The organism is Leisingera sp. S2M4, assembly GCF_055398055.1.
On record NZ_AP040862.1, the window covers coordinates 82,547 to 102,317 of the forward strand.

The following is a 19,771-nucleotide window of genomic DNA, read 5'->3' on the forward strand; positions in this document are numbered from 1 at the left end:
GGATCAGGCCTCCAGCATTTTGGCTGCGTTGTGGATCGCCTTGCGGATGCGCACGTAGGTCGCACAGCGGCAGGCGTTGCCGGCCATCGCGTAGTCGATGTCCTCATCCGTCGGGTTGGGGATTTCGCTCAGCAGCGCGGCGGCGGCAATGATCTGGCCGGACTGGCAGTAGCCGCATTGAGGCACGTCAATGTCGAGCCAGGCCTTGCGCACGGCCTCGGCCTCCGGGCCCTCCAGCGCCTCGATGGTGACCACGTCGGAGCCTTCGAGCGCCTCCACCGGGGTCACGCAGGAGCGCACGGGCATGCCGTCCACCATGACCGTGCAGGCGCCGCACTGGGCAATGCCGCAGCCGAATTTGGTGCCGGTCAGGCGCAGGTCGTCGCGCAGCGCCCAGAGCAGCGGCGTATCGCCGGGAACGTCAAGCGTGACGTCCTTTCCGTTGATGGTGAGGTCGGTCATTTCGGGTCTCCTCCTTTGGCTGGTCCTGGAGAGTGGCTTCAACGCTGTTTGGTGCTGCGTTGTCGGGAGTGAAAAAGGTCGGGTAGGGGCGGGTCGCGCTTACCGTTTCATCTCAGGTTTCGAATCGCAACCGGTATACTTTTGGTAACCTGGCGACCCGGCAGGCGCGGCCCGGCGGGGTTATCGGCTAGGGTCCGGGATCCGGCCTCGGGCAAGTGTCTGGCTTCCAGTTGGGTTTGCGGTCCTTGTCGATGATCGCGGCCCGCACCCCTTCGAGGAAGTCGCCTTCGGTCAGGCAGTATGACGCTGCGTCAAGGTCACGCTCCAGGCAGCGGCGCAGGCTCGGGCAGGGGCGCGCGGCATCCAGCAGATCGAGCGCGAGCCGCAGGGAGCGCGGCGAGGCCCGGCGCAGCGCGGCAGCGGCGTCCTGCGCCCAGGCGTCGGGCCGCCGCTCCAGCCGGGCGGCCATCGCGGAGGGCGATTGCCCCGCAAACATCGCAGCCGCGTCTTCCGGATCGGGCAGGGTGCCCGGCCCGGGCGAGGTGCTGAATTGCGCAATCGGGCCTGCGTCCGCCGCTTCCATCAGCGCCCCGGCCAGGGCGGGCAGCCGGTCCGAGGGCACGAAACTGTCCGCCAGCCCCAGCGCGATGCAATCGGCGGCGCCAAGGCGCACCCCGGTCAGCGCAACCAGCCGGGCCAGCCCCTCGGGCGCCCGTGCCAGCAGGTGGCTGGCCCCGACGTCGGGCACCAGCCCGATGCCGCACTCGGGCATCGCCAGCACCGTGCGTTCAGTGACCACGCGGTGCCGCCCGTGGGCCGAAATACCTGCGCCGCCGCCCATCACGATGCCGTCCATCAGCGCCACATAGGGGGTTTCGAGTTCGGCAATCTGGGCGTTCAATGCATAGTTTTCTGCCCAGAATCCGGTGCAATAGGCAAAGTTGCCCGCCGTGCCCTCCGCATAAAGCCGGGCCACGTCGCCGCCGGCGCAGAAGGCCCTGCCGCCGACGGCGTCCACCACGATCAGCGTCACCCCCGGAGCGGCCTCCCACTCGGACAGGACGCGCGACATGCGCTGCACCATTCCGCGGGTCAGGGCGTTCAGCGCCTTGGGCCGGTTCAGGGTGATCCGCGCGGCGGCGCCAGCTTTGGTTTCGGTGATCTCCGGTTCCAGCATTCCGGTCTCCTTTGGCTTGAGCCTGTGGCGGGAAGGGGTCACGCGGGATGCGTGGCCCCGCGTTCGATGCGGTAGCTGCGGTCCAGCAGGTCGGCGCAGTGGTGGTCGTTGGATTCCGCGATCAGGATCGACATGCCCTCGGATTTCAGGTCCCGCAGGATTTCCGAGATCCGCCGGGCCAGCACCGGGGCGATGCCTTCGGAGGGCTCATCCAGCAGGATCAGCCGCCCGCCCATCATCAGCGCCCGCGCCAGCGCCGCCAGTTTCTGCTGGCCGCCGGACAGCGAGGTGGCGCTGCGGCCGCGGAATTCGCGCACCTCCGGCATCAGGTCATAGATCCATTTCAGCCGGTCCTGATAATCGGGGATGTCCACCGCCCAGACAGGCATCATGATGTTTTCCTCGGCCGACAGCTGCGGCACCAGCTTGCGGTCCTCGGGCATGTAGCCGATGCCGATGCGGGCGCGGTCCTGCGGCCGGGTGGCAGACAGCTGGCAGTGGTCAAAGTTCATCGTGCCGGACTGCGCCGCGAGGAGCCCCATGATCGCGCGCATCATCGTGGTCTTGCCCGCGCCGTTGGGGCCGATCAGGCCCACCATCTCGCCGGTGTTCACGGTGAGCGCGCTGCCGCGCAGGATCGGCACCGGGCCGATGGAGACGTTCAGGTTGTTGATCTCAAGCATAGGCTGCCTCCGCTTGTCCGGTTGTGGCCGTTGGGGCGGTTGGGGCGCGGGTGTCGCCGATCACCAGCTCCCGCACCTTGGGGTCGATTAGCGCCCGGGCGGGCGGGGCGTCGCAGATCACCTCGCCTGAGAAGAAGGCGAGCACCCGGTCGACGTAGCGCTCGACGATTTCCATGTCGTGCTCGATAAACAGGACAGTGGTGCCGGAGGCCTTGAGCGCCGACATCACCGTGTCCATGATGGCGAACTTCTCCTCTGCGGCGACACCGGAGGTGGGCTCGTCCAGCAAGAGCATCCTGGGGCCGCTGACCACCGCCATGGCAATGTCGAGCAGCTTGCGCGAGCCTTGCGACAGGGCGCTGGCCTCATGGTCGGCGACACCCGACAGCCCATAGCGGGCCATGACCGCGTCGCATTCCGCCAGCAGCTCCGGCCCGGCGATGGGGCGCAGCACCGCGCCGCCCTTGCGCCGGGCCAGCGCCAGCGCCGACAGGAGGTTCTGCCGCACGCTGAGGGTCATGAACACCTGGCTGACCTGGAACGAGCGGGTGAGCCCCTGATGCACCGCCAGCCGCGGCGCGATGCCGGTGATGTCGCGGCCCCGGAACCGGATGGTGCCGCCCGAGGGTTTCAGGTAGCCGGTGACCATGTTGACGAAGGTGGTCTTGCCCGCGCCGTTGGCACCGATCACGCCGACCACCTGGCCTGCGGGGATGTCGACGTTGATGTCCTTGGCCGCGGTCACGGCGCCGAAGGATTTCTGCAGGTCCTTGACGGAGAGGATGGGCGTATCAGTCATGACGGAGCCTCCGGATAAAGGGGATGCGTTCCAGCAGCGACCAGATGCCGCCGGGCAGGAAGAAGATGATCAAGAGCAGCGTGCCGCCGACGATCAGCTGCCAGGCGTGCGGGGCGATCTCGAAGGCGTAGGTGCGCAGGAACTCGAAGATGATGGCGCCGATGAAGGGGGCCAGCACGCTGCCCGGCCCGGCCATGATGGTGATGAAGACCAGCTCGCCCGAGACGGTCCAGTAGACCATGCTGTCGGGATCGACCTGCCCCAGCGCCATCGCCATCATGCCGCCCGCGGCGCCGGCCAGGGCGGCCGAGATCACGTATTTGATGTGGATCGCACGGGCCACCGAATAGCCCAGGTATTCCACCCGGATCTCGTTATCGCGGATCGCCGTGGTCAGCCGTCCGAGGGTCGAGCGCAGGTACATCTGCACCAGCACCGCCAGCGCCAGGCAGACGGCGATGATGGCGGTGAACAGCACCTGCTTGCCCTCGGGCGCCCAGCCCAGGAAGGTGGTCTGCGACACCGAGAAGCCATCGGTGGACCCCAGCGCCTCGGTCTTGACCAGGATGCCGTAGAGCACCATCGAAAACGCCAGCGACAGCATGGCAAAGAAGATGTCGCGGTAACGGCGCAGGATGAAGCCGAGGGCAAATCCCGCGATCACCGCAACAAGCATGGCGGCGAGGATGCGCAGGGCAAAATCGCTGAGGCCCAGCCAGTGCTCGGACAGCGCCACCGCATAGGCGCCCAGCCCGAAATAGAGCCCGTGGCCGAAGGACATCAGCCCGGTGCGCCACAGCACCAGAAGCCCCAGCACGGCGGCGCCGCGCGCCAGGCCGAACATCATGTTGTTGACGACCCAGGCCGGCAGCATCAGCCCGGCGGCGGCCAGCGCCAGCAGTGCCAGTGCGGTCAGCCGCACCGTCTTGTCGGATAGAATTGCGTGCAGCATCAGATTTTCCTCGCCTTGGCCGGAGCAAACAGCCCCTCGGGGCGCACGATCAGAACTGCGGACATCACCAGGAAGATCACGAACAGCTCCAGCTCCGGCAGCTTGTGGACCGCCAGCGCGCGCAGCAGGCCGACCAGCAGCGCGCCGATCAGCGCGCCGGGGATCGAGCCCATGCCGCCAATCACGACGACGGCGAAGCTGAGCACGATGACATCGACGGCAAAGCCGGGCGCCACAGACACGGTGGGCGCGATATAGGCGCCGCCGAGCGCGCCCAGCACGGCGCCCGCGCAGAAGGTGACGACAAACAGGCGGCGCACGTTGATGCCGACGATCAGCGCCATCTCGCGGTCATGGATGACGGCAGTGATCAGCTTGCCCCAGCGGGTGCAAGTCAGCATCCACCAGCTTCCCGCGGCGACGGACAGCGCGACGCCGAACAGGGTCAGCGAATAGACGTCGCGGAAGATGCCGCCCATCTCGACACTGCCCAGGGCCACCATCGGCTGATAGGCGAAATAGGGGTTCACGCCGAAGATCAGCAGGATCAGGTCCTCGAGGATCAGGAACACCCCGAAGGTGGCGAGCACGATCAGGATCTCCTCGTGATCGTAGAGCCGGCGCAGAACGATCCGCTCGATCAGCAGGCCCAGCACGATGCCGACCGCCAGCGCCGATCCGGCGATGATCAGGAAGGCGAACCAATCGGGCAGCCCCATCTCGGAGGCGGCGCCGATGAAATAGGCGGCGGTATAGGCGCCCCAGGCGTAGAAGCCGCCATGGGCCACGTTCAGGATCTTCATCACCCCGAAGATGATGGTGAGCCCCGCCGCGACGATGAACAGGTACGAGGCATAGACCAGCCCGTCCAGAAGTATGGTAAACAGCAGTTGCATGTGTATTTTCCTCCTCCCTCTCTCTCCAGCAGCGGGCAGGGCAGGGGCGCCCCGCCCGCCATCGGGGAGAACCGGGGTCAGCAGCTGGCGCCGGGCATGCCGGCCTCAAGCCATTCGATGCCGGTTTGGCCTTCCGGCGGCATGATGCAGTTCGCGGGGTAGAAGACGACGCCGGTGGCTTCCGGCTCGCCGGTCTCCTTGTTCCAGCCGGTGATGCCATAGCCCACCGGATGCACCGCCTGATGGCCTCCGCCAAGCGCCATCGAGACGCGGCCGCCGAAGCTGTCCCATTCAAGTCCCGTCAAGGCGTCGATGATCTGCGCCTGCTCCGGGAAACCGCCGGCCGCTTTTGCCGCCTTGTCCATGGCGATCTTCAGCGCCAGCACCGACTGTGCGTACTGGTAGGACGGCCCCAGGGGGTATTCGCCGTATTTCTCCTTGTAGCGGTCGACGAACCAGCGGTTCAGCGGCGTGTCCATGTCGCGCACCAGCAGGCCGTATTCGCCGCGGGTGCCCATCACCACGCCTTCGGGGAAGCCTTTGCCCAGACGGTCCACCGCCGAGGCGCCGAGCGTGGAGATGAAGGTCTTCTGCCGGAAGAAGCCGCGCACATTGGCCTGCAGCACGAAGGCCTCCATGTCGCCGTCCCAGAAGCTGGAATGCACCAGCGGCGCCTTGTCGAGCGACAGGGTGGAAATCTCGGTGCCGAACTGACCCGCAAACAGCTTCGGGAACTGCGGGTTGTCCGAGGCCGCGGTGTCCGGGTTGATGGTCTTCATCGCCAGGTCGAAGAACTTGTAGCTGTCCTGGCCCCAGGCGTAGTTTTGGTTGATCCCGGTATAGGCCGGGGCGTCGCCGAACTTGTCGCGCACGTAAAGCGCCGCCGCCACCCCATCGCCGACCGCGTGGCCGGTGGTGCGGAAGACGTAGTCCTTGCCGCCTTCCTCGAACAGGCGCGGCGAACCGCAGACCGGGATGATGGTCAGCGTCTTCAGCTCTTCGGCGACCGGCGCCACCGACAGGCAGGAGCCCGACGAGATATAGCCGATCACAGCGTCCACGCCCTGTTTCTGGACGAGGTTGCGGTATTCAGCGACTTGCTTGGTATTGCCGCCGGCCTCATCCACGAAAACCGGGGCAAGCCGCGCCCCGGCAAAACCGGGGGTATCATAGGGGGCAGGCAGCGCACCTGCGTTGATGGCCTCGATGACCAGTTCGGCGCCCTGGTGGCCCGGTACACCGAACGGCCCGGCGGCGGGGCCGGACAGAAAGGTGACGATACCGACCTTGAACTCCTCCTTGGCGGCGGCGGGCAGCGCATTGAGCGCGGTGCTGGCCGCAAGGCCGCACACGCAGGCCAGTTTCAACAGGTTGGGTTGCATGGATTTTCCTCCCTTAGAGTGCTGCGGCCAGGGGTTGCTCCCCCAGCGCGATATCCTGAAATTCGAGACGCCCGTTCGCGAGCCGCACCGCCTGCTTGCGCTGCCAGTCCCCGGCCTCCTCCGGGAAGTCGCTGCGCATGTGGGTACCGCGGGATTCCTGCCGCCGCCGCATCGCCAGGCACATGGCTTCGGCTAGGCGGGCGACCCGCGCCAGGCGCTGGACTTCGGCGAAGCCGTCCAGCCCGTCCCAGCCCAATTCTGCGATCTCACCCTGAAGCGCGCGGATCTGCGCCAAGGTTTCCGCGAGCAGCGCGTCGGAGCGGGCCGGGCCGAGGCCCATCTGAGTGAGCTGGCGCACCTGGGCGAGCAGTTCGGCGGGAGAGCGGCCGGAGCCTGCGCGCTGCACGGCGGGCGGGATGCCGGCCGCGCGCGCCATGTTGGAGCGCGGCTGCAGGCTGGCGGCGGCGTGGCGGCCTGCAATGGCGCCAAAGGTCATTGCCTCGACCAGCGCGGTGCCGCCGTGGCGGTTGGCGCCGTGCAGGCCCCCGGCCACCTCGCCCACCGCATAGACGCCGGGGATCGCCGTCTGCCCGTCGGTGTCCACCCGCACCCCGCCGATGGTGTAATGCGAGGAGGGCGAGATCCGCACCGGGCGTTCGCGGAAGTCCGGCACGTGTTTGGACAGGAAAGTCGCGGTCAGCGAATCCGGCGCCCACTCGGCATCTTGGGTTTCGCGGAAGTCGATGAACACTTCGCGCCCCTCGATGATCTCCGACTGGATGATGAAGCTGAGGAAGTCCCAGTTGTGCAGTGCCGCCAGCGCCGACTGGCCCGGCCCCATGTGCTTCAGGATCAGGTCCTCGCCCGCGGAGTTCACCAGCTTGGCGGAGGAGGGATAGTCCGGGTAGAGGAAGATCGCGGGCGCGCCTTCCTCGTTCACCGCCAGCGGGTAGAACTGGATGAACTCCATGTCGACCAGCTCGGCGCCGGCTTCCAGCGCCATCGACTGGCCGTCGCCCAGGAGGTTCTGCGGCGTGTCGGTGAACTCGTAGACGCCCTGCATCCCGCCGGTCGCCAGGATCACCGCGCGGGCGGCGATCTTGACCGGCGCGCCGTCCACATCGGCCCAGACGCTCGGCCCCTCGCGGTGCAGCGACAGCGCGCTGCCCTTGATCCGGCGCACGGAGCTGGACTTGACCGCCTTGCGCAGCTGCGAGAACAGCGCGGTGCCGTGGGTGGAGGAGAACTCCATCATCAGCCCGGTCATGTCCTCGGCCCCGTCGGCGCCGTAGGTCTCGTCCAGGATGTCCTTGCCGCGCATGCCGGTGGAGCGCCGCACCCGCACGCCGCGCGGGGCCCGGTCGACTGGGATGCCGTATTTTTCGATGATCGCGCCCATCTCCGCGGGCGCTTCGTCCACCAGCCGCCGCAGCAGGGCGGTGTCGCAGAGCCCCTTGCCGGTGACCTCCGACATGGCGGCAAAAACGTCGTCCTGTGGGAAGCCGTCATGCGCCGCGTAGGTCAGGAAACCGGTGGAAATCGCGGTCGACGAGGCCTGACCGTTGAACAGCAGAACAACATCGGCGCCCGCCTCGCTTGCCGCCAGGGCCGCGACCTGGCCCGCACTGCCTTCTCCGATGACGAGAACGTCGGTTTCGATGATATGGGTCACTTGTTCCTCCTGATGTCTCGCCCTCAAGGCTACGGCCGCGCGGCGGCGGGGCCGCGGCTGAACCTGGGGCTGCAGGGAGAAAATTTTTTATTTTAGATCAGTCAGTTGCGAAGTTTTGAAACCACTCCCCCGGAACAGCGGTGTCAAATTTGGTCCCATGTGGTATCAATTATGACACCAAACTGATCCGCGGGAGGACCTTCCATGCAGGGCGAATCGGAGATTCTGGACACGCTGTCCTTCGGGGTGCTCAGGCTCGAGGGCGAGCGGATCACCTATGCCAACCGGATGCTGCGCAGCCTGTTCGACGGCGGGCTCACCACGCTGTCCCGGCTCGCCGCGCGCTACCCCGAGCTGGAGGACCTGCGCCGCCGAGACGGCACCGAACAGGTGCCGGTCTGGATCACCGTCAACGCCTCGGTCTTCTGCGTCGCAAGCGCCCGGCGCGGCACCGCGGTGGAGCACTGCTTCCTGCCGAGCTGGTTCGTCTCCGCCACCGACGCGGGCCTGCAGGCGCTGCAGGCCAATTTCGACGACTTCGCCGAGATCTTCGAGAACTGCTTTGACGGCATCTACGTGGCCGACGGCGCCGGGCGCACCCTGTGGATGAACGCCGGGTTCGAGCGCTGCTATGGCCTGAGCGCGCGCAACTTCCTCGGGCGCGACGCCAGCATGCTGGAGCGCGAAGGCTATCTCGATCCGCTGATCACCTGGAAGATCATCTCCACCAAGAAACGCCAGACCGCGCTGCAGACGACGAAATCCGGGCGCAAGGTGCTGGCCACCGGCATCCCGCTGATGGCGCCGGACGGCTCGGTGCGCCGGGTCATCATCAATTCGCGCGACACCACCGAGCTGATCGAGATGCAGGGCAAGCTGACCGCCGCCGAGCAGGAAATCCGCAACTACGAGAGCGAGCTGCGCGAGATCCGGGAAACCGCGGCGCTGGACGGCGAGCTGTTCTGGGCCAGCGAGGACATGCAGGAGACCGTGCAGCGCGCAATGCGGGTGGCGCGCACCGGCGCGGCGGTGCTGATCAGCGGGCCGTCGGGCGTGGGCAAGCGCAAGCTCGCGGATCTGGTGTTCCGCTATAGCAAGCGCAGCCGCAAGCGGCTGCTGCGCTTCGGCTTCGGTGGGCTGCCGGAGGCGGCGGTGATGGCGGAGCTGTTCGGCCACAAGGACTCCGCGGGCGGCCGCGGCGACGGGCTTCTGGCGCGGGCCGCTGGCGGCACGCTGATCCTGGAACGCGCCGACCTGATGCCGCCCGGGGTGCAGGAAAGGCTGTCCGCCTGGCTGCGCAGCGACACGGCGCAGCCGGGCCGCGGCGGGCGCGGCGTCCGGCTGATCGCCACCAGCCGCGGCGATTTGAGCGCGATGGTGCGCGCGGGCCAGTTCCGCGAGGATCTCTACTACCGCCTGGCGGTCGCCGGGATCGAGATTCCGCCGCTGCAGGACCGTGTCGCGGACATTGCCGGGCTGGCGCAGCATTTCCTCGATATCTTCAACCAGCGGCACGGGGCCGAAAAATACTTCGACCGCGCCGCGGTCAGCCGCCTGGCTCGCTGGAGCTGGCCGGGCAACGTGCGCGAGCTGCGCGCCCTGGCCGAGCGGCTGGTGGTCACCGAGCCGGAGGCGCACATCACCGCCGCGACGGTGGAGGCGGTCCTTGCCGGCTCCGCGCACGCGCCCGCCCCGCAGGCGCAGGATGGCGGCCCGGTTCCGCCCGGTGAGGTGCGCGAAAGGATCCGCGCCTACGAGGCGGAGCTGCTGCAGGACCAGGTCGCCCGCGCGGGCAGCATCCGCAAGGCCGCCGATGCCACCGGGATCAGCGTGTCCACGATCAAGCGGAAGCTTGCCTGGAGGAAGGCCTCAGGGGCCACAGGGACAAAATCGGCAGGATGACCCTGTCTGGCGCCGGGCGTGGCCGTCCAGCGGAGCGGGCTTCATTCCGCGGCAAGCGCCAGGGCCGCGGGCAAGCCTGCCTACTTCGCTGCCATCACCTCTACCTCGACCTTGAACTCTTCCCGTGTGAAACCTGAAACGATCAGCAGGGTCGAGCTTGGGACCCGCCCGGTTCCGGCCAGGAATTCGTCCCTCGCGCGCATATAGCCGGCCATGTGCTCGCGGCTGGTGACATAGGCCGAGATATGGGTGATGTCAGCAGGCTCCATATTCCCTTCCCGCAGGATTTCCCGGATGTTTTCGAAGCAGATGAGGGCCTGTTCATAGCTGCATTCGGGGATCGAATCATCCGGCTTCATGCCCAGCTGACCGGAGGTTACGACGACCCGTTTACCAGCCGGAATCTCCGTTCCATGCGCATAGGCGGCGAAGGGCGGCCGAATGGTGCCTGGGTTTAAGGCTCTCATTTCATTTCCTTTTCTCAGGTACCTCAAAAGGCTTGCAAGACGCAGGAGAGTTTGCAAGCCTAAAGGCACTCTCTGGCACAGATCAACATCAGGGCCACGCAAAACCAATTCTCTGAAGGAGGGGAATATGGCACCGCGTGTCCTATTGGTGCGCCATGGCGATGAGCCTGCCGATGACCGTGTCGTCACCTGGCTGGCGGCGAACGGCTTTGAGGCCGTGACCCGGAAACCTTTTGCGGGCGATCGCCTCGATGACGTGGGCGAGGTCGCGGCATCGGTGATCTACGGCGGTCTGTTCGACGTCTTTGAGACGGCCAAATACCCGTTCCTGCTGGAGGAAGACCGCTGGATCGCGCAGTGCCTGGAGGAAGGCATTCCGCTGCTCGGCATCTGCCAGGGATGCCAGCAGCTCGCCTATCATCTTGGCGCCTGGGCGGGGGCGCCGGAGCGGGAATTCTTCGAGTTCGGCTATTACCCGGTTGAACCGTCTGAGGAGGCGGGAGAGTTCCTGCAGGCACCGCTGGTCGTTACCCAGGCGCACTACCACACATTCGACCTGCCCGCGGGGGCGGTCCGGCTTGCCGGAAATTCAGAATACCCGAACCAGGCCTTCCGCTATGGAGAAAACGTCTTTGGCTTCCAATTCCATGCCGAAGTGACACCGGCCGGCTTCCGCCGCTGGCAGGACAGCAAAGCGCATGTTTACGGGCGGCCCGGGGTGCAGGACATGCAAACCCAGAACCGGCTGATGGCGGCCCACGATGCGGCCCAGGCGCGCTGGTTCAACGGGTTTCTTGACAGTTTCCTGGGGCAGGCAGCATGAGCGTTCAGGGACATTGGGCAGAGCTGAAGGCGCCGGATTTCCACGCCTTGCCGGAAGATTGCGTGGCGGTGCTGCCGCTGGGGGCGACCGAGCAGCACGGGCCGCATCTGCCGCTGTCGGTCGATACGGACCTGACGCAGGCGGCGGTTAGGCTGATGCTTGCAGAACTCAGCCCTGAGCAGTCGGTTCTGGTGCTGCCCGCGCTGACCATCACCAAAAGCAACGAGCACGACCGCTTTGCCGGGTCATTGAGCCTGTCGCCGGAGACGCTGCTGGCGGTGCTGCGTGACATCGGTGCCTCGGTGGCTCGTGCAGGGGTTGCCAGGCTGGTGTTGTTCAACGGGCATGGCGGCAATACTGCGCTGCTGCAGGTGGCAGCGCGTGAATTGCGCATCAGCCACGATCTGATCGTGGCCGTTTGCTCATGGTCGGGCTTTGCCGAAACGGAGGGGCTGTTCGAGCCCGGCGCTTACGCGGTGGACCTGCACGCAGGCGACTGTGAAACTTCGGCTATGCTGGCTGCCCGCCCTGATTTGGTGGACATGGGCAAGGCAAAGAATTTCCGGACCGCGATGGAAGACTGGGCCGGGCAATTCCGCTTTATCGGGCTGACCGGCCAGCCGGCTGCACCGGGCTGGATCGCAGGCGATCTGAACCCCGAAGGGGTGTGCGGCGATGCCTCCGCGGCCACCGCGGCAAAGGGGGAAGCGATGCTGGCCTCTGCCGGGCGCAATTTCGCGCTGTTTCTTGCGGAACTTGCCCGCTTCGATCACAGGAACGGCTCATGAGGGATACCCTTCCTGCAGATGCACGCCTGCCCGGTGTGCTTGTTCCCGCGTCGCTGGTGGCGGCGCCGGAGCGGTTCGGCGGGCAGTTGCAGGGCGACTGCCTGGCTGGCGACCTTGTCGTGCAGAAAGGGCTGGCCGTGGCGCTCGAGTCAGCCACGGTTCCGCCTGAGCGGATGGTGCTGCCCAAATTCACCGAGCCGCATGTGCATTTCGACAAATGCCATACGATCGACCGGATGCAGGGGATCGGCGGCGGGCTGGACGATGCAATCTCGGCTCAGGCGCGGGACCGCGGGACATGGACCGCCGGGGACATCCGCCGGCGGGCAAGCCGCGGACTTCAGGAACTGCTGGCGGCGGGTTGTGACACCGTGCGCACGCATGTTGATTGGGGAACTGATCAGGACCCGGCGGCAGCACCTTTGGCCTGGGACATCCTGCGGGAACTGAAGGAAGAGGCCCCGGCAGGGGTGCTCCTGCAACGGGCGGCGCTGACCGGTGCCGACATGATGGCCGATGCCGGCAATGCCCGCGCCTGCGCCCGCCGGGTGGCACAGGGCGGCGGCGTGCTGGGTGCCTTTGTGCTGGGCCAGCCTGAGCGGCAGGTTGGAATTCTCAACACCTTCCGTGCCGCAGAGGAAGCCGGTCTTGCGCTGGACTTCCACGTTGACGAGGGCCTCGCGCCCGGTCTCGACGGGTTGGAGATGATCGCCGATGCGGCGCTGGAAACCGGGTTCCAGGGGCCGGTTCTGTGCGGCCATGCCTGCAGCCTGATGAACCGCACCGGTGCGGAGGTGCAGCGTATCGCGGAGAAACTGACCCGCGCCGGGATTTCGGTGGCCGCACTGCCCGCCACCAACCTGTATCTGCAGGGGCGCGGCGCCGGCACTCCGGACCGCCGCGGGCTGACCCGCATCCATGAACTGCAGGCCGCCGGGGTCAACGTCGTGCTGGGCACCGACAACGTGCGTGACGCATTTTGCCCGCTGGGCAGCCACGATCCGCTGGCGACCCTCTCGCTGGCGGCATTGGCCGCGCATCTGGACCCGCCCTTTGGCCGCCACCTTCCGATGATCACCACCCGCGCCCGCAAGGCGCTTGGCCTTGCGCCCGTAACCGTCGACGGGGCTGCTATCGGGGATCTTCAGCTGTTCGACGCTCTCTCGGTCACAGACATTCTGGGCAGCCGTGCTGCACCGCGCTCCTTGACCGAGGCCTTGCAAGGAGAACAACAATGACAGAGATGCCGCTGGAAAGCCCACGCACCGACTGGGCCGCATTTGCCGCCAGCCTGTCGCCAGTGGAGGTGATTGACGAGCCGGTTCTGGTCAAGAAACGCTCGCGCGACTTTTTCTGGTACAGCCCGGTTCTGAATGCGCAGCTGAAGAAATGCTTTGGCGATCTGGTGGCGGTACCCAAGACCCCGGATGAAATGCGCCACTGCCTGCAGCGCGCCTACGAGGCGGATGTTCCGGTCACCCTGCGCGGCGGCGGCACCGGCAACTACGGTCAGGCGGTGCCGCTGAAGGGCGGGCTGATCATCGAGACCACGAAGATGAACCGCATCCTTGAGATCGGCGAAGGCTATGTGCGCGCCGAGGCCGGAGCGCTTATGGCTGATGTTAATGCCGCGCTGATCGAACAGGGCTGGGAAATGGCGATGTTCCCCTCGACCCAGGACATTGCCACTATCGGCGGCTTCGTTGCCGGCGGATCGGCAGGGATCGGGTCGATCGCGAACGGCGCCTTGCGGGAAAAGGGTAATATCATCCAGCTTAAGGCGCTGTCGCTGGAGGCGGATCCGCAAGAGCATGTCTTCGATGCAGAGGAGGCTCTGCAGATCCACCACGCCTGGGGGCTGAACGGGGTGATTACCGAGGTTACCCTGCGCACGGTGCCGCACCGCAACTGGATCGGCTGCATGGCCACCTTCGACAGCTACCGCGACTGCTATGCCGCAGGCTATGCGCTGGCGGCTGCGCCGGACATCGGCTGCAAGCTGGCCAGCACGGTCGAGGCGCGGATCGTTGACTATTTCCCGCGCCTCAAGGGGCATCTGCGGGAGGGCACGCACCTGCTGGTCTCGCTGGTTCCGGTGGAGGACATGGAGGCTTTCCGCGCGCTGATTGCGGCGCAGGGCGGCCATCTGGATCTGGCAATGAACGATGCGGAGCGGCAGGCGGCCAAGCTGCCGCATGTCTTTGAGTTCGCATATAACCATACGACCCTGCAGGTGCTGAAGGCGGACCGCTCTGCCACCTATCAGCAGACCGGGGTGCCGGATGCGTCGAATGCGGATGCGGTTGCCGCCGTGGGCGCAGCCTTGGGCGATGACGTCTGGCAGCACCATGAGTTTGCCCGGCTGGACGGCAGCATCGTCGCCTTTGACCTGCCGATCATCTGGTTCTCAAACGAGGCGCGCCTGCGCGAGATCAACAGCATCTACGAGCAGCACGGACACAGCGTTTCCGACGCGCATACCTATTTCGTCGAGGGCGGCGGGCTGAAGAACGCCGACTACCGGCACCTCGCGTGGAAAAAGCGCATGGACCCCAAGGGGTTGCTGAACCCTGGCAAGTCACGGGCCTGGGAGGGTGTGAAGCATCTCTCCGCTGAAGAAATCGAAGCAAAAGCAAAGGGCTGAGGAGACCCGATATGACCACCATTCAGACAAAACCGCTGACGCCGCATTTCGGAGTCGAAGTGAGCGGGATGGCCCTTTCCGATGTCAGCGCGGGACAGAACTTCGCTGAGCTGCGGGCGCTGTTCGAAGAACATTCGGCGCTGCTGTTCCGGGCGCAGGACATCAGCAACGCTGAACACATGGCGCTGGCGCAGCTGTTCGGCCCGATCGAGGACCGCAAGGCGGACGAGCGCAAGCCCGGAGAGAAATTCGAGGTGCCCGAGGTTTCCAACGTGCAGAAAGACGGCTCCACGTCGGGAGAGATGGATCTGCACACGCTGAACCTCAAGTCCAACTTCCTGTGGCATTCGGACAGCACTTTCCTGCCCACGCCCGCTCTTACCAACATTCTGATCGGCCGCGTTGTCACCACCGAGGGCGGCGCAACGGAACTGGCCAGCACCCGGGCCGCCTGGGCAGCGATGCCGGAGGCGTTGAAAGCAAAGATCCGTGGCCGCGGCATCTGGCACCGCTACAGTCATTCCCGGCGCAAGATCTCGCCCGAGCTGGCGGAGCTGCCGATGTTCAACAAATGGCCGGACCAGCATTGGAACGCGGTCTGGCCCAACCCGGTGAACGGGCGCGAAGCGCTCTATATCGCCAGCCATGCCTTCAAGGTCGACGGCTACGACGAGACCGAAAGCCAGGCGCTTCTGGATGAGCTGATGGCGTACTGCACCCAGCCGGAGTTCACTTATTCGCATCAGTGGGCTGTAGGCGATGTGCTGATCTGGGACCAGCGGGCTGTGCTGCACCGCGGCACGCCCTGGCCTTATGAACAACCCCGCACCCTGTCCAGCATCTGCGCGTCCGTAACAGAGGACGACGGGATCGGCAGCATTCGCATGCCTGCCTAAGCCTCGCGGTGGCTGGGCGCGCTCCCGGCCACCGCCAAACCGCGCCGCAGAGCGCTATCGGCCAGCCTCACGGCACATCAGAGAGGGAAACAATGACCTATTTCACCAGCACAGGAAGTCCGCTGCCGGATTCACTTGCACAGCAGGCCCGCCGCCTCGGAGCTGACCCTGTCAGCCGCAGGGAATTCCTGGCAACGGCGTGCTCCTTTGGCGCAACTGCCGCAACCGCCTATTCGATGATGGGCCTGACTGCGCCTGCACAGGCCGCGGTCAACGCACAAATGGGGGGCACCGTCCGCATCCAGCAGCAGCTTCTAACGATGCGCGACCCGCGAAAGTTCGACTTCAACGCACTGGCGACTTTCACCCGCGGCTGGCTGGAATATCTGGTGCAGTACAATTCGGATGGCACAATCACCCCGGTCCTTCTGGAAAGCTGGGAGATCAGTGACGATGCCACCGATTACCTCCTTCATGTGCGCGAGGGTGTGACCTGGAATAACGGCGATCCCTTCACCGCCGAGGATGTTGCAGCCAACATTGCACGCTTCTGCGACGGCACCGTTGAGGGCAATGCCATGGCCGGCAAGCTGCAGGTGATCATCGACCCGGAAACAAAGCAACTGCTGCCCAATTCGGTCGAAGTGACCGGCAGCCACACCGTGCGGCTGAAACTTCCGAGGCCGGATATCTCGCTGATCGCGGGCTTTGCCGACTACCCCGCTGCCATCGTGCATCCTTCGTTTGACGAGGCCACGATGCTGGATAACCCGATCGGCACCGGCCCTTATCTGCCGGAATTCTACAGAGTCGGCGACAGTGCCGCGCTGATGCGCAACCCGGACCACACATGGTGGAACGCAGGCAACGGAGCTTTCATGGACCGGATCGAGTTTATCGACTTTGGTGCCGATCCGGCAGCGTTTTTTGTTGCCGCTGAAGCTGATGAATACGACGTCAATTTCGACACCGAAGGCGACTATCTGGCGTCCTACGACTCGCTGGATGGCTGGACGAAGCACGAGGTGGTTACCGCGGCCACGGTTCTGGCCCGCTGCAACCAGACCACCAAGGTCGACGGCAAGGCCGTTTACGCTGATGCGCGGGTGCGCCGGGCGCTGGCGATGGCGGTGGACAACGAGGTGGTGCTGGAAATCGCCTATGGCGGCCAGGGCCGCGCTGCGGAGAACCACCATGTCTCGCCTGTCCACCCGGACTACGCTGACATCGGCGCGCCGGTGCGTGACCCGGAAGGTGCCATGAAGCTGCTGGAAGAAGCTGGCATGGCGGATTTTGAGCACGAAGTGATCTCGCTCGATTCCGCGTTTTGGAAGGCAACGGGCGATGCGATCGCTGCGCAGCTGCGCGATGCCGGCATCAAGGTGAGGCGAAAGGTCTATCCAACCAGCACCTTCTGGAATGATTGGGCGAAATACCCGTTCTCGGTTACGAACTGGAACCACCGCCCGCTGGGCATCCAGACTATGGCGCTCGCCTACAGCAGCGGCCAGGACTGGAACGAGTCCGGCTTTGCCAATGCCGAGTTCGATGCGCTGGTTAAACAGGCGCTGGCCATCGCCGACCCGGCGGCACGCAGCCGGATCATGGCAAAGCTTGAACAGATCATGGTAGATGAAGGTGTCATCATCCAGCCCTATTGGCGCGCGCTCTACAACCATTCCAAGAGCAACCTGAAGGGGGCTGAGATTCATATCTCCAACGAGCTGTATCCGCAGTACATGTACTGGGAAGCCTGACTATTGACCCCTCTGCCCGCCGACCGGATCCGGCGGGCAGACCGCAGCAGGGAACAGAGCATTGCTGGAAACCACCGTACTGGCCGCGCAGGCCGTCAGCGTTGCCTTCATGGCTGCGTGGCTGACAATCGGCGCGCTGGAGAACCTTTTGCATCCATTCCTGAATGAAACCTACACCGCCGAGGTCATGGATATGACCCGCATGCGGGAGGAATACCCGGAAGCCTACCGCTTTGTCGCCTATCGCCGGGTCACCAGCAGCAGGCTGCGCCGGGGCCTGTTCCGGTGCATTGTCGTTTGGGAAATTGCAGCCACTGCGGCGCTCTGGGCCGGAACAGCCGCGCTCGCCCTGTCCGCTGCCGGCAGGCTGGCGCAGGACACGGCCATTGCTTTGGGGCTGGCCGGAACATTGATGTTCACCGCGACCTGGTGCGGGTTCCTGATCGTCGGCAACTGGTTCTGCTACTGGTTCGGTCACGAAGGCGGGCAGAACACGCATTTCCAGATGACGCTGTGGGGCTTGCTCAACGCTGTGTTGCTGGTCGGTGGTGCCGTTATTGTTCTCTGAAGCAAGCGGTTGAAGTGAAGAGCGGCTGTTCCCGCCGGGCGGGGGCGACTACACCTATCGAATTTCCTGCAACTTCTGTCGGCCCTAAGGCGTGCCAGTGTTGTGAAACGCGGCCGTAAGATTTCTGCGGTGACAACGCAGGCCGGAAGGTTAAGGCCGGATATGCCTTGGCATGCCCGCGCCTTTTGCTGTTCACCATACTCTGCAAGTCAGAGTTCGGAGAAAGGCAGATAGGCGTTATCGCAGATTTTACTCCTGACCGGATATGACGCCGCAACTTTGAGAACAACGCCGAGAGGATTGCCCCGACAAAAGCAAGACCGTAGCGAAATGTCTCACATGGGCGCCATTTGAGGCCGTACGCTGTTAACGGCAGTTTCCTTCTGCCGCAACCACTTTTACCGAATACGCCGCACCCGCAAGCGCTTCGACCTGCGCGCGGTAAAGTTCGGCGGCGTCCGGCGCGATCTCCGAAGCCGCGGTAGAGAAGTTTGCAATCTCCTCTTCCAGCACGGCCTCCTTCTCCTCGGCGTCCTTGAGCGCGGCGTAGACTGACGGCGTTGCGTGATCGTCGCGGATGGCCCGCATGCAGCCGTCGATGGCCTTCTGCTCGCGCGCGAGGGGCTAACGCAGGTCGGCGTCCCTCGACCGTCGGTCTCGATCTTCTGCTGCTTGCCGCGCAGCGAACTCGCGCCGGAACCGCTCCACCGCCTCGGGCGTCATCAACTCATCCCTGAGACCGTCGAGCACCAGCGGCTGAAGCCGATCAAGACGAATGCAGGGTAGGCGCCTGCATCCTTGGCCGAAAGCAGTGCACAACGAAGGTGAAATATGACAAGCGCCGATACAAACGACGCAACCGCCCCTCTCGTGACATTGCTTCGCAATGCACTGTCGGGCAGTGAAGCGAGATCATGTTTGGCAGGCTCAAACATTGGCGGCGCGTGGCGACACTTTATGACCGCTGTCCCAAGGTCTTCCTCTCAGCCATCGCCCTCGCAGCAGTCGTCATCTACTGGCTATGAAGCCTGACCCCAGGGCTGCCTCGGGCGCCCGGTTTGTTCCGCGCGGGTGCAATAGAGCTTGTGCAGTACCTCCAGAACGGCGACGGCCTCTTGCCCCTTTACGCTGTAATAGATCGTCTGGCCTGCGCGGCGCCCCTCTACCAGCCCGGCTTCTTTCAGCTTCTTCAATTGCTGCGACATGGTCGATTGCGACACGCCGCAGACCTGCGCCAGATCACCGACCGAGCGCTCGCCGTCGAGCAGGCGGCACAGGATCTCCAGGCGCGCCTTCGAAGCCAGCATCGCCATCAAGGCCGCCGCCCCCGCGATATCGCCGTCGAGAAAGTCGTCTGCGCCCTTCATATTACACCTATTGAATATTAGATATGTGTAATATATTCTTCATAGAAGAAGGACACAAGGCCAGTCCGACCTGGACGCGGTCGCCGCATGGAGACGAAACATGGAAACCGAATTTACCCCCTGGCTGTCGCTTGGCGGCGGCATCATGATCGGGGCTTCGGCGGTTCTGCTGATGGCCACCAACGGGCGCATCGCTGGCATCAGCGGTCTCACCGCCAAGATTTTCGCCCGCAAGAGTGATGGTGAGGCGCGGGGCGTCTCGGCATTGTTTGTGCTGGGTCTTTTGCTGGCCGCGCCGCTGTGGCTGCTGGTCTCGGGCGGCTGGCCACAGCAATGGGTGCCTACAAATTCGGTCCTCATGGCAGTGGCCGGTTTGCTGGTCGGTTTTGGGGCGAGCTATGGAAATGGCTGCACCTCGGGCCACGGGGTCTGCGGGATCAGCCGTGGCTCGGTGCGATCGATCGTGGCCACCGTTACCTTCATGGCGACGGCCTTCGTGACCGTTTTTGTCACGCGTCACGTGATTGGAGGTTGAA

At 65.1% G+C, this 19,771-nt stretch carries 20 protein-coding genes and 1 pseudogene; 10 read left to right on the forward strand and 11 right to left on the reverse strand.

The window, feature by feature from the left end; all coding sequences use genetic code 11:
- Nucleotides 1-3 precede the first annotated feature (3 nt).
- The 8 genes from ACZ52D_RS16730 to ACZ52D_RS16765 all read right to left on the reverse strand — a co-directional run bounded on the left by ACZ52D_RS16730 (nucleotide 4) and on the right by ACZ52D_RS16765 (nucleotide 8,023).
- Nucleotides 4-462 carry a (2Fe-2S)-binding protein gene (locus tag ACZ52D_RS16730; protein WP_464443424.1) on the reverse strand — a complete coding sequence of 153 codons (459 nt, stop codon included), beginning with the start codon at nucleotides 460-462 and terminating at the stop codon, nucleotides 4-6.
- Between the two features lie 187 nt (nucleotides 463-649).
- Nucleotides 650-1,639, reverse strand: coding sequence for an enoyl-CoA hydratase/isomerase family protein (locus ACZ52D_RS16735; RefSeq protein WP_464443425.1), 990 nt, complete (start codon nucleotides 1,637-1,639; stop codon nucleotides 650-652).
- 38 nt (nucleotides 1,640-1,677) lie between these two features.
- The gene (locus ACZ52D_RS16740; protein ID WP_464443426.1) at nucleotides 1,678-2,322 is read right to left on the reverse strand and encodes an ABC transporter ATP-binding protein; all 645 of its coding nucleotides are present in this window, start codon (nucleotides 2,320-2,322) and stop codon (nucleotides 1,678-1,680) included.
- Nucleotides 2,315-3,121 (reverse strand): ABC transporter ATP-binding protein, encoded by an 807-nt coding sequence (locus ACZ52D_RS16745; RefSeq protein WP_464443427.1) that lies wholly within the window; start codon nucleotides 3,119-3,121, stop codon nucleotides 2,315-2,317. Before ACZ52D_RS16745 ends, ACZ52D_RS16740 begins: the two co-directional genes overlap by 8 nt.
- Nucleotides 3,114-4,073, reverse strand: coding sequence for a branched-chain amino acid ABC transporter permease (locus ACZ52D_RS16750; RefSeq protein ID WP_464443428.1), 960 nt, complete (start codon nucleotides 4,071-4,073; stop codon nucleotides 3,114-3,116). The genes ACZ52D_RS16745 and ACZ52D_RS16750 overlap by 8 nt, the downstream gene beginning before the upstream one ends.
- The gene (locus ACZ52D_RS16755; RefSeq protein WP_464443429.1) at nucleotides 4,073-4,969 is read right to left on the reverse strand and encodes a branched-chain amino acid ABC transporter permease; all 897 of its coding nucleotides are present in this window, start codon (nucleotides 4,967-4,969) and stop codon (nucleotides 4,073-4,075) included. The genes ACZ52D_RS16750 and ACZ52D_RS16755 overlap by 1 nt, the downstream gene beginning before the upstream one ends.
- Before the next feature lie 77 nt (nucleotides 4,970-5,046).
- Complete coding sequence (locus ACZ52D_RS16760) at nucleotides 5,047-6,351, reverse strand: ABC transporter substrate-binding protein (protein WP_464443430.1); 1,305 nt, start codon at nucleotides 6,349-6,351, stop codon at nucleotides 5,047-5,049.
- A 13-nt stretch (nucleotides 6,352-6,364) separates the two neighbouring features.
- Nucleotides 6,365-8,023: an FAD-dependent oxidoreductase gene (locus tag ACZ52D_RS16765; protein ID WP_464443431.1), complete on the reverse strand. Its 1,659-nt coding sequence runs from the start codon at nucleotides 8,021-8,023 to the stop codon at nucleotides 6,365-6,367.
- A gap of 204 nt (nucleotides 8,024-8,227) precedes the next feature.
- Here ACZ52D_RS16765 and ACZ52D_RS16770 point away from each other — a divergent pair, with 204 nt between their 5' ends.
- Complete coding sequence (locus ACZ52D_RS16770) at nucleotides 8,228-9,925, forward strand: sigma 54-interacting transcriptional regulator (RefSeq protein WP_464443432.1); 1,698 nt, start codon at nucleotides 8,228-8,230, stop codon at nucleotides 9,923-9,925.
- 80 nt (nucleotides 9,926-10,005) lie between these two features.
- Here the strand turns inward: ACZ52D_RS16770 and ACZ52D_RS16775 are convergent, their stop codons facing one another.
- Complete coding sequence (locus tag ACZ52D_RS16775) at nucleotides 10,006-10,392, reverse strand: RidA family protein (protein ID WP_464443433.1); 387 nt, start codon at nucleotides 10,390-10,392, stop codon at nucleotides 10,006-10,008.
- A 127-nt stretch (nucleotides 10,393-10,519) separates the two neighbouring features.
- Between ACZ52D_RS16775 and ACZ52D_RS16780 the strand changes: the two genes are divergently transcribed.
- The 7 genes from ACZ52D_RS16780 to ACZ52D_RS16810 all read left to right on the forward strand — a co-directional run bounded on the left by ACZ52D_RS16780 (nucleotide 10,520) and on the right by ACZ52D_RS16810 (nucleotide 17,868).
- Nucleotides 10,520-11,215, forward strand: a complete 696-nt coding sequence (locus ACZ52D_RS16780) for a glutamine amidotransferase-related protein (protein ID WP_464443434.1) — start codon at nucleotides 10,520-10,522, stop codon at nucleotides 11,213-11,215.
- Nucleotides 11,212-12,003: a creatininase family protein gene (locus ACZ52D_RS16785; RefSeq protein ID WP_464443435.1), complete on the forward strand. Its 792-nt coding sequence runs from the start codon at nucleotides 11,212-11,214 to the stop codon at nucleotides 12,001-12,003. The genes ACZ52D_RS16780 and ACZ52D_RS16785 overlap by 4 nt, the downstream gene beginning before the upstream one ends.
- The gene (locus ACZ52D_RS16790) at nucleotides 12,000-13,241 is read left to right on the forward strand and encodes an amidohydrolase family protein (protein WP_464443436.1); all 1,242 of its coding nucleotides are present in this window, start codon (nucleotides 12,000-12,002) and stop codon (nucleotides 13,239-13,241) included. Before ACZ52D_RS16785 ends, ACZ52D_RS16790 begins: the two co-directional genes overlap by 4 nt.
- Complete coding sequence (locus tag ACZ52D_RS16795; RefSeq protein ID WP_464443437.1) at nucleotides 13,238-14,647, forward strand: FAD-binding oxidoreductase; 1,410 nt, start codon at nucleotides 13,238-13,240, stop codon at nucleotides 14,645-14,647. Before ACZ52D_RS16790 ends, ACZ52D_RS16795 begins: the two co-directional genes overlap by 4 nt.
- Nucleotides 14,648-14,658: 11 nt before the next feature.
- On the forward strand, nucleotides 14,659-15,543 hold the full coding sequence (locus tag ACZ52D_RS16800) for a TauD/TfdA dioxygenase family protein (RefSeq protein ID WP_464443438.1): 885 nt from the start codon (nucleotides 14,659-14,661) through the stop codon (nucleotides 15,541-15,543).
- A gap of 92 nt (nucleotides 15,544-15,635) precedes the next feature.
- Complete coding sequence (locus ACZ52D_RS16805; RefSeq protein ID WP_464443439.1) at nucleotides 15,636-17,300, forward strand: ABC transporter substrate-binding protein; 1,665 nt, start codon at nucleotides 15,636-15,638, stop codon at nucleotides 17,298-17,300.
- Between the two features lie 61 nt (nucleotides 17,301-17,361).
- Nucleotides 17,362-17,868, forward strand: coding sequence for a DUF2165 domain-containing protein (locus ACZ52D_RS16810; RefSeq protein ID WP_464443440.1), 507 nt, complete (start codon nucleotides 17,362-17,364; stop codon nucleotides 17,866-17,868).
- 366 nt (nucleotides 17,869-18,234) lie between these two features.
- Here the strand turns inward: ACZ52D_RS16810 and ACZ52D_RS16815 are convergent, their stop codons facing one another.
- Nucleotides 18,235-18,456 carry a hypothetical protein gene (locus ACZ52D_RS16815; protein ID WP_464443441.1) on the reverse strand — a complete coding sequence of 74 codons (222 nt, stop codon included), beginning with the start codon at nucleotides 18,454-18,456 and terminating at the stop codon, nucleotides 18,235-18,237.
- A 203-nt stretch (nucleotides 18,457-18,659) separates the two neighbouring features.
- Here ACZ52D_RS16815 and ACZ52D_RS16820 point away from each other — a divergent pair.
- Nucleotides 18,660-18,893, forward strand: a pseudogene (locus tag ACZ52D_RS16820) (hypothetical protein); the annotation flags it as partial.
- Here the strand turns inward: ACZ52D_RS16820 and ACZ52D_RS16825 are convergent.
- Nucleotides 18,888-19,235, reverse strand: coding sequence for an ArsR/SmtB family transcription factor (locus ACZ52D_RS16825; protein WP_464443442.1), 348 nt, complete (start codon nucleotides 19,233-19,235; stop codon nucleotides 18,888-18,890). The pseudogene ACZ52D_RS16820 and the gene ACZ52D_RS16825 overlap by 6 nt on opposite strands.
- 100 nt (nucleotides 19,236-19,335) lie before the next feature.
- Here ACZ52D_RS16825 and ACZ52D_RS16830 point away from each other — a divergent pair, with 100 nt between their 5' ends.
- A complete protein-coding gene (locus tag ACZ52D_RS16830; RefSeq protein ID WP_464443443.1) occupies nucleotides 19,336-19,770 on the forward strand; it encodes a YeeE/YedE family protein in 435 nt (144 codons plus the stop codon).
- The last annotated feature ends 1 nt before the right edge of the window (nucleotide 19,771 follow it).

Excerpts from the sequence above, each read along its gene's own strand:
- ACZ52D_RS16730 (WP_464443424.1), bottom strand. The coding sequence starts at position 462 with ATGACCGACCTCACCATCAACGGAAAGGACGTCACGCTTGACGTTCCC.
- ACZ52D_RS16735 (WP_464443425.1), bottom strand. The coding sequence starts at position 1,639 with ATGCTGGAACCGGAGATCACCGAAACCAAAGCTGGCGCCGCCGCGCGG.
- ACZ52D_RS16740 (WP_464443426.1), bottom strand. The coding sequence starts at position 2,322 with ATGCTTGAGATCAACAACCTGAACGTCTCCATCGGCCCGGTGCCGATC.
- ACZ52D_RS16745 (WP_464443427.1), bottom strand. The coding sequence starts at position 3,121 with ATGACTGATACGCCCATCCTCTCCGTCAAGGACCTGCAGAAATCCTTC.
- ACZ52D_RS16750 (WP_464443428.1), bottom strand. The coding sequence starts at position 4,073 with ATGCTGCACGCAATTCTATCCGACAAGACGGTGCGGCTGACCGCACTG.
- ACZ52D_RS16755 (WP_464443429.1), bottom strand. The coding sequence starts at position 4,969 with ATGCAACTGCTGTTTACCATACTTCTGGACGGGCTGGTCTATGCCTCG.
- ACZ52D_RS16760 (WP_464443430.1), bottom strand. The coding sequence starts at position 6,351 with ATGCAACCCAACCTGTTGAAACTGGCCTGCGTGTGCGGCCTTGCGGCC.
- ACZ52D_RS16770 (WP_464443432.1), top strand. The coding sequence starts at position 8,228 with ATGCAGGGCGAATCGGAGATTCTGGACACGCTGTCCTTCGGGGTGCTC.
- ACZ52D_RS16775 (WP_464443433.1), bottom strand. The coding sequence starts at position 10,392 with ATGAGAGCCTTAAACCCAGGCACCATTCGGCCGCCCTTCGCCGCCTAT.
- ACZ52D_RS16780 (WP_464443434.1), top strand. The coding sequence starts at position 10,520 with ATGGCACCGCGTGTCCTATTGGTGCGCCATGGCGATGAGCCTGCCGAT.
- ACZ52D_RS16785 (WP_464443435.1), top strand. The coding sequence starts at position 11,212 with ATGAGCGTTCAGGGACATTGGGCAGAGCTGAAGGCGCCGGATTTCCAC.
- ACZ52D_RS16790 (WP_464443436.1), top strand. The coding sequence starts at position 12,000 with ATGAGGGATACCCTTCCTGCAGATGCACGCCTGCCCGGTGTGCTTGTT.
- ACZ52D_RS16795 (WP_464443437.1), top strand. The coding sequence starts at position 13,238 with ATGACAGAGATGCCGCTGGAAAGCCCACGCACCGACTGGGCCGCATTT.
- ACZ52D_RS16800 (WP_464443438.1), top strand. The coding sequence starts at position 14,659 with ATGACCACCATTCAGACAAAACCGCTGACGCCGCATTTCGGAGTCGAA.
- ACZ52D_RS16805 (WP_464443439.1), top strand. The coding sequence starts at position 15,636 with ATGACCTATTTCACCAGCACAGGAAGTCCGCTGCCGGATTCACTTGCA.
- ACZ52D_RS16815 (WP_464443441.1), bottom strand. The coding sequence starts at position 18,456 with ATGCGGGCCATCCGCGACGATCACGCAACGCCGTCAGTCTACGCCGCG.
- ACZ52D_RS16825 (WP_464443442.1), bottom strand. The coding sequence starts at position 19,235 with ATGAAGGGCGCAGACGACTTTCTCGACGGCGATATCGCGGGGGCGGCG.
- ACZ52D_RS16830 (WP_464443443.1), top strand. The coding sequence starts at position 19,336 with ATGGAAACCGAATTTACCCCCTGGCTGTCGCTTGGCGGCGGCATCATG.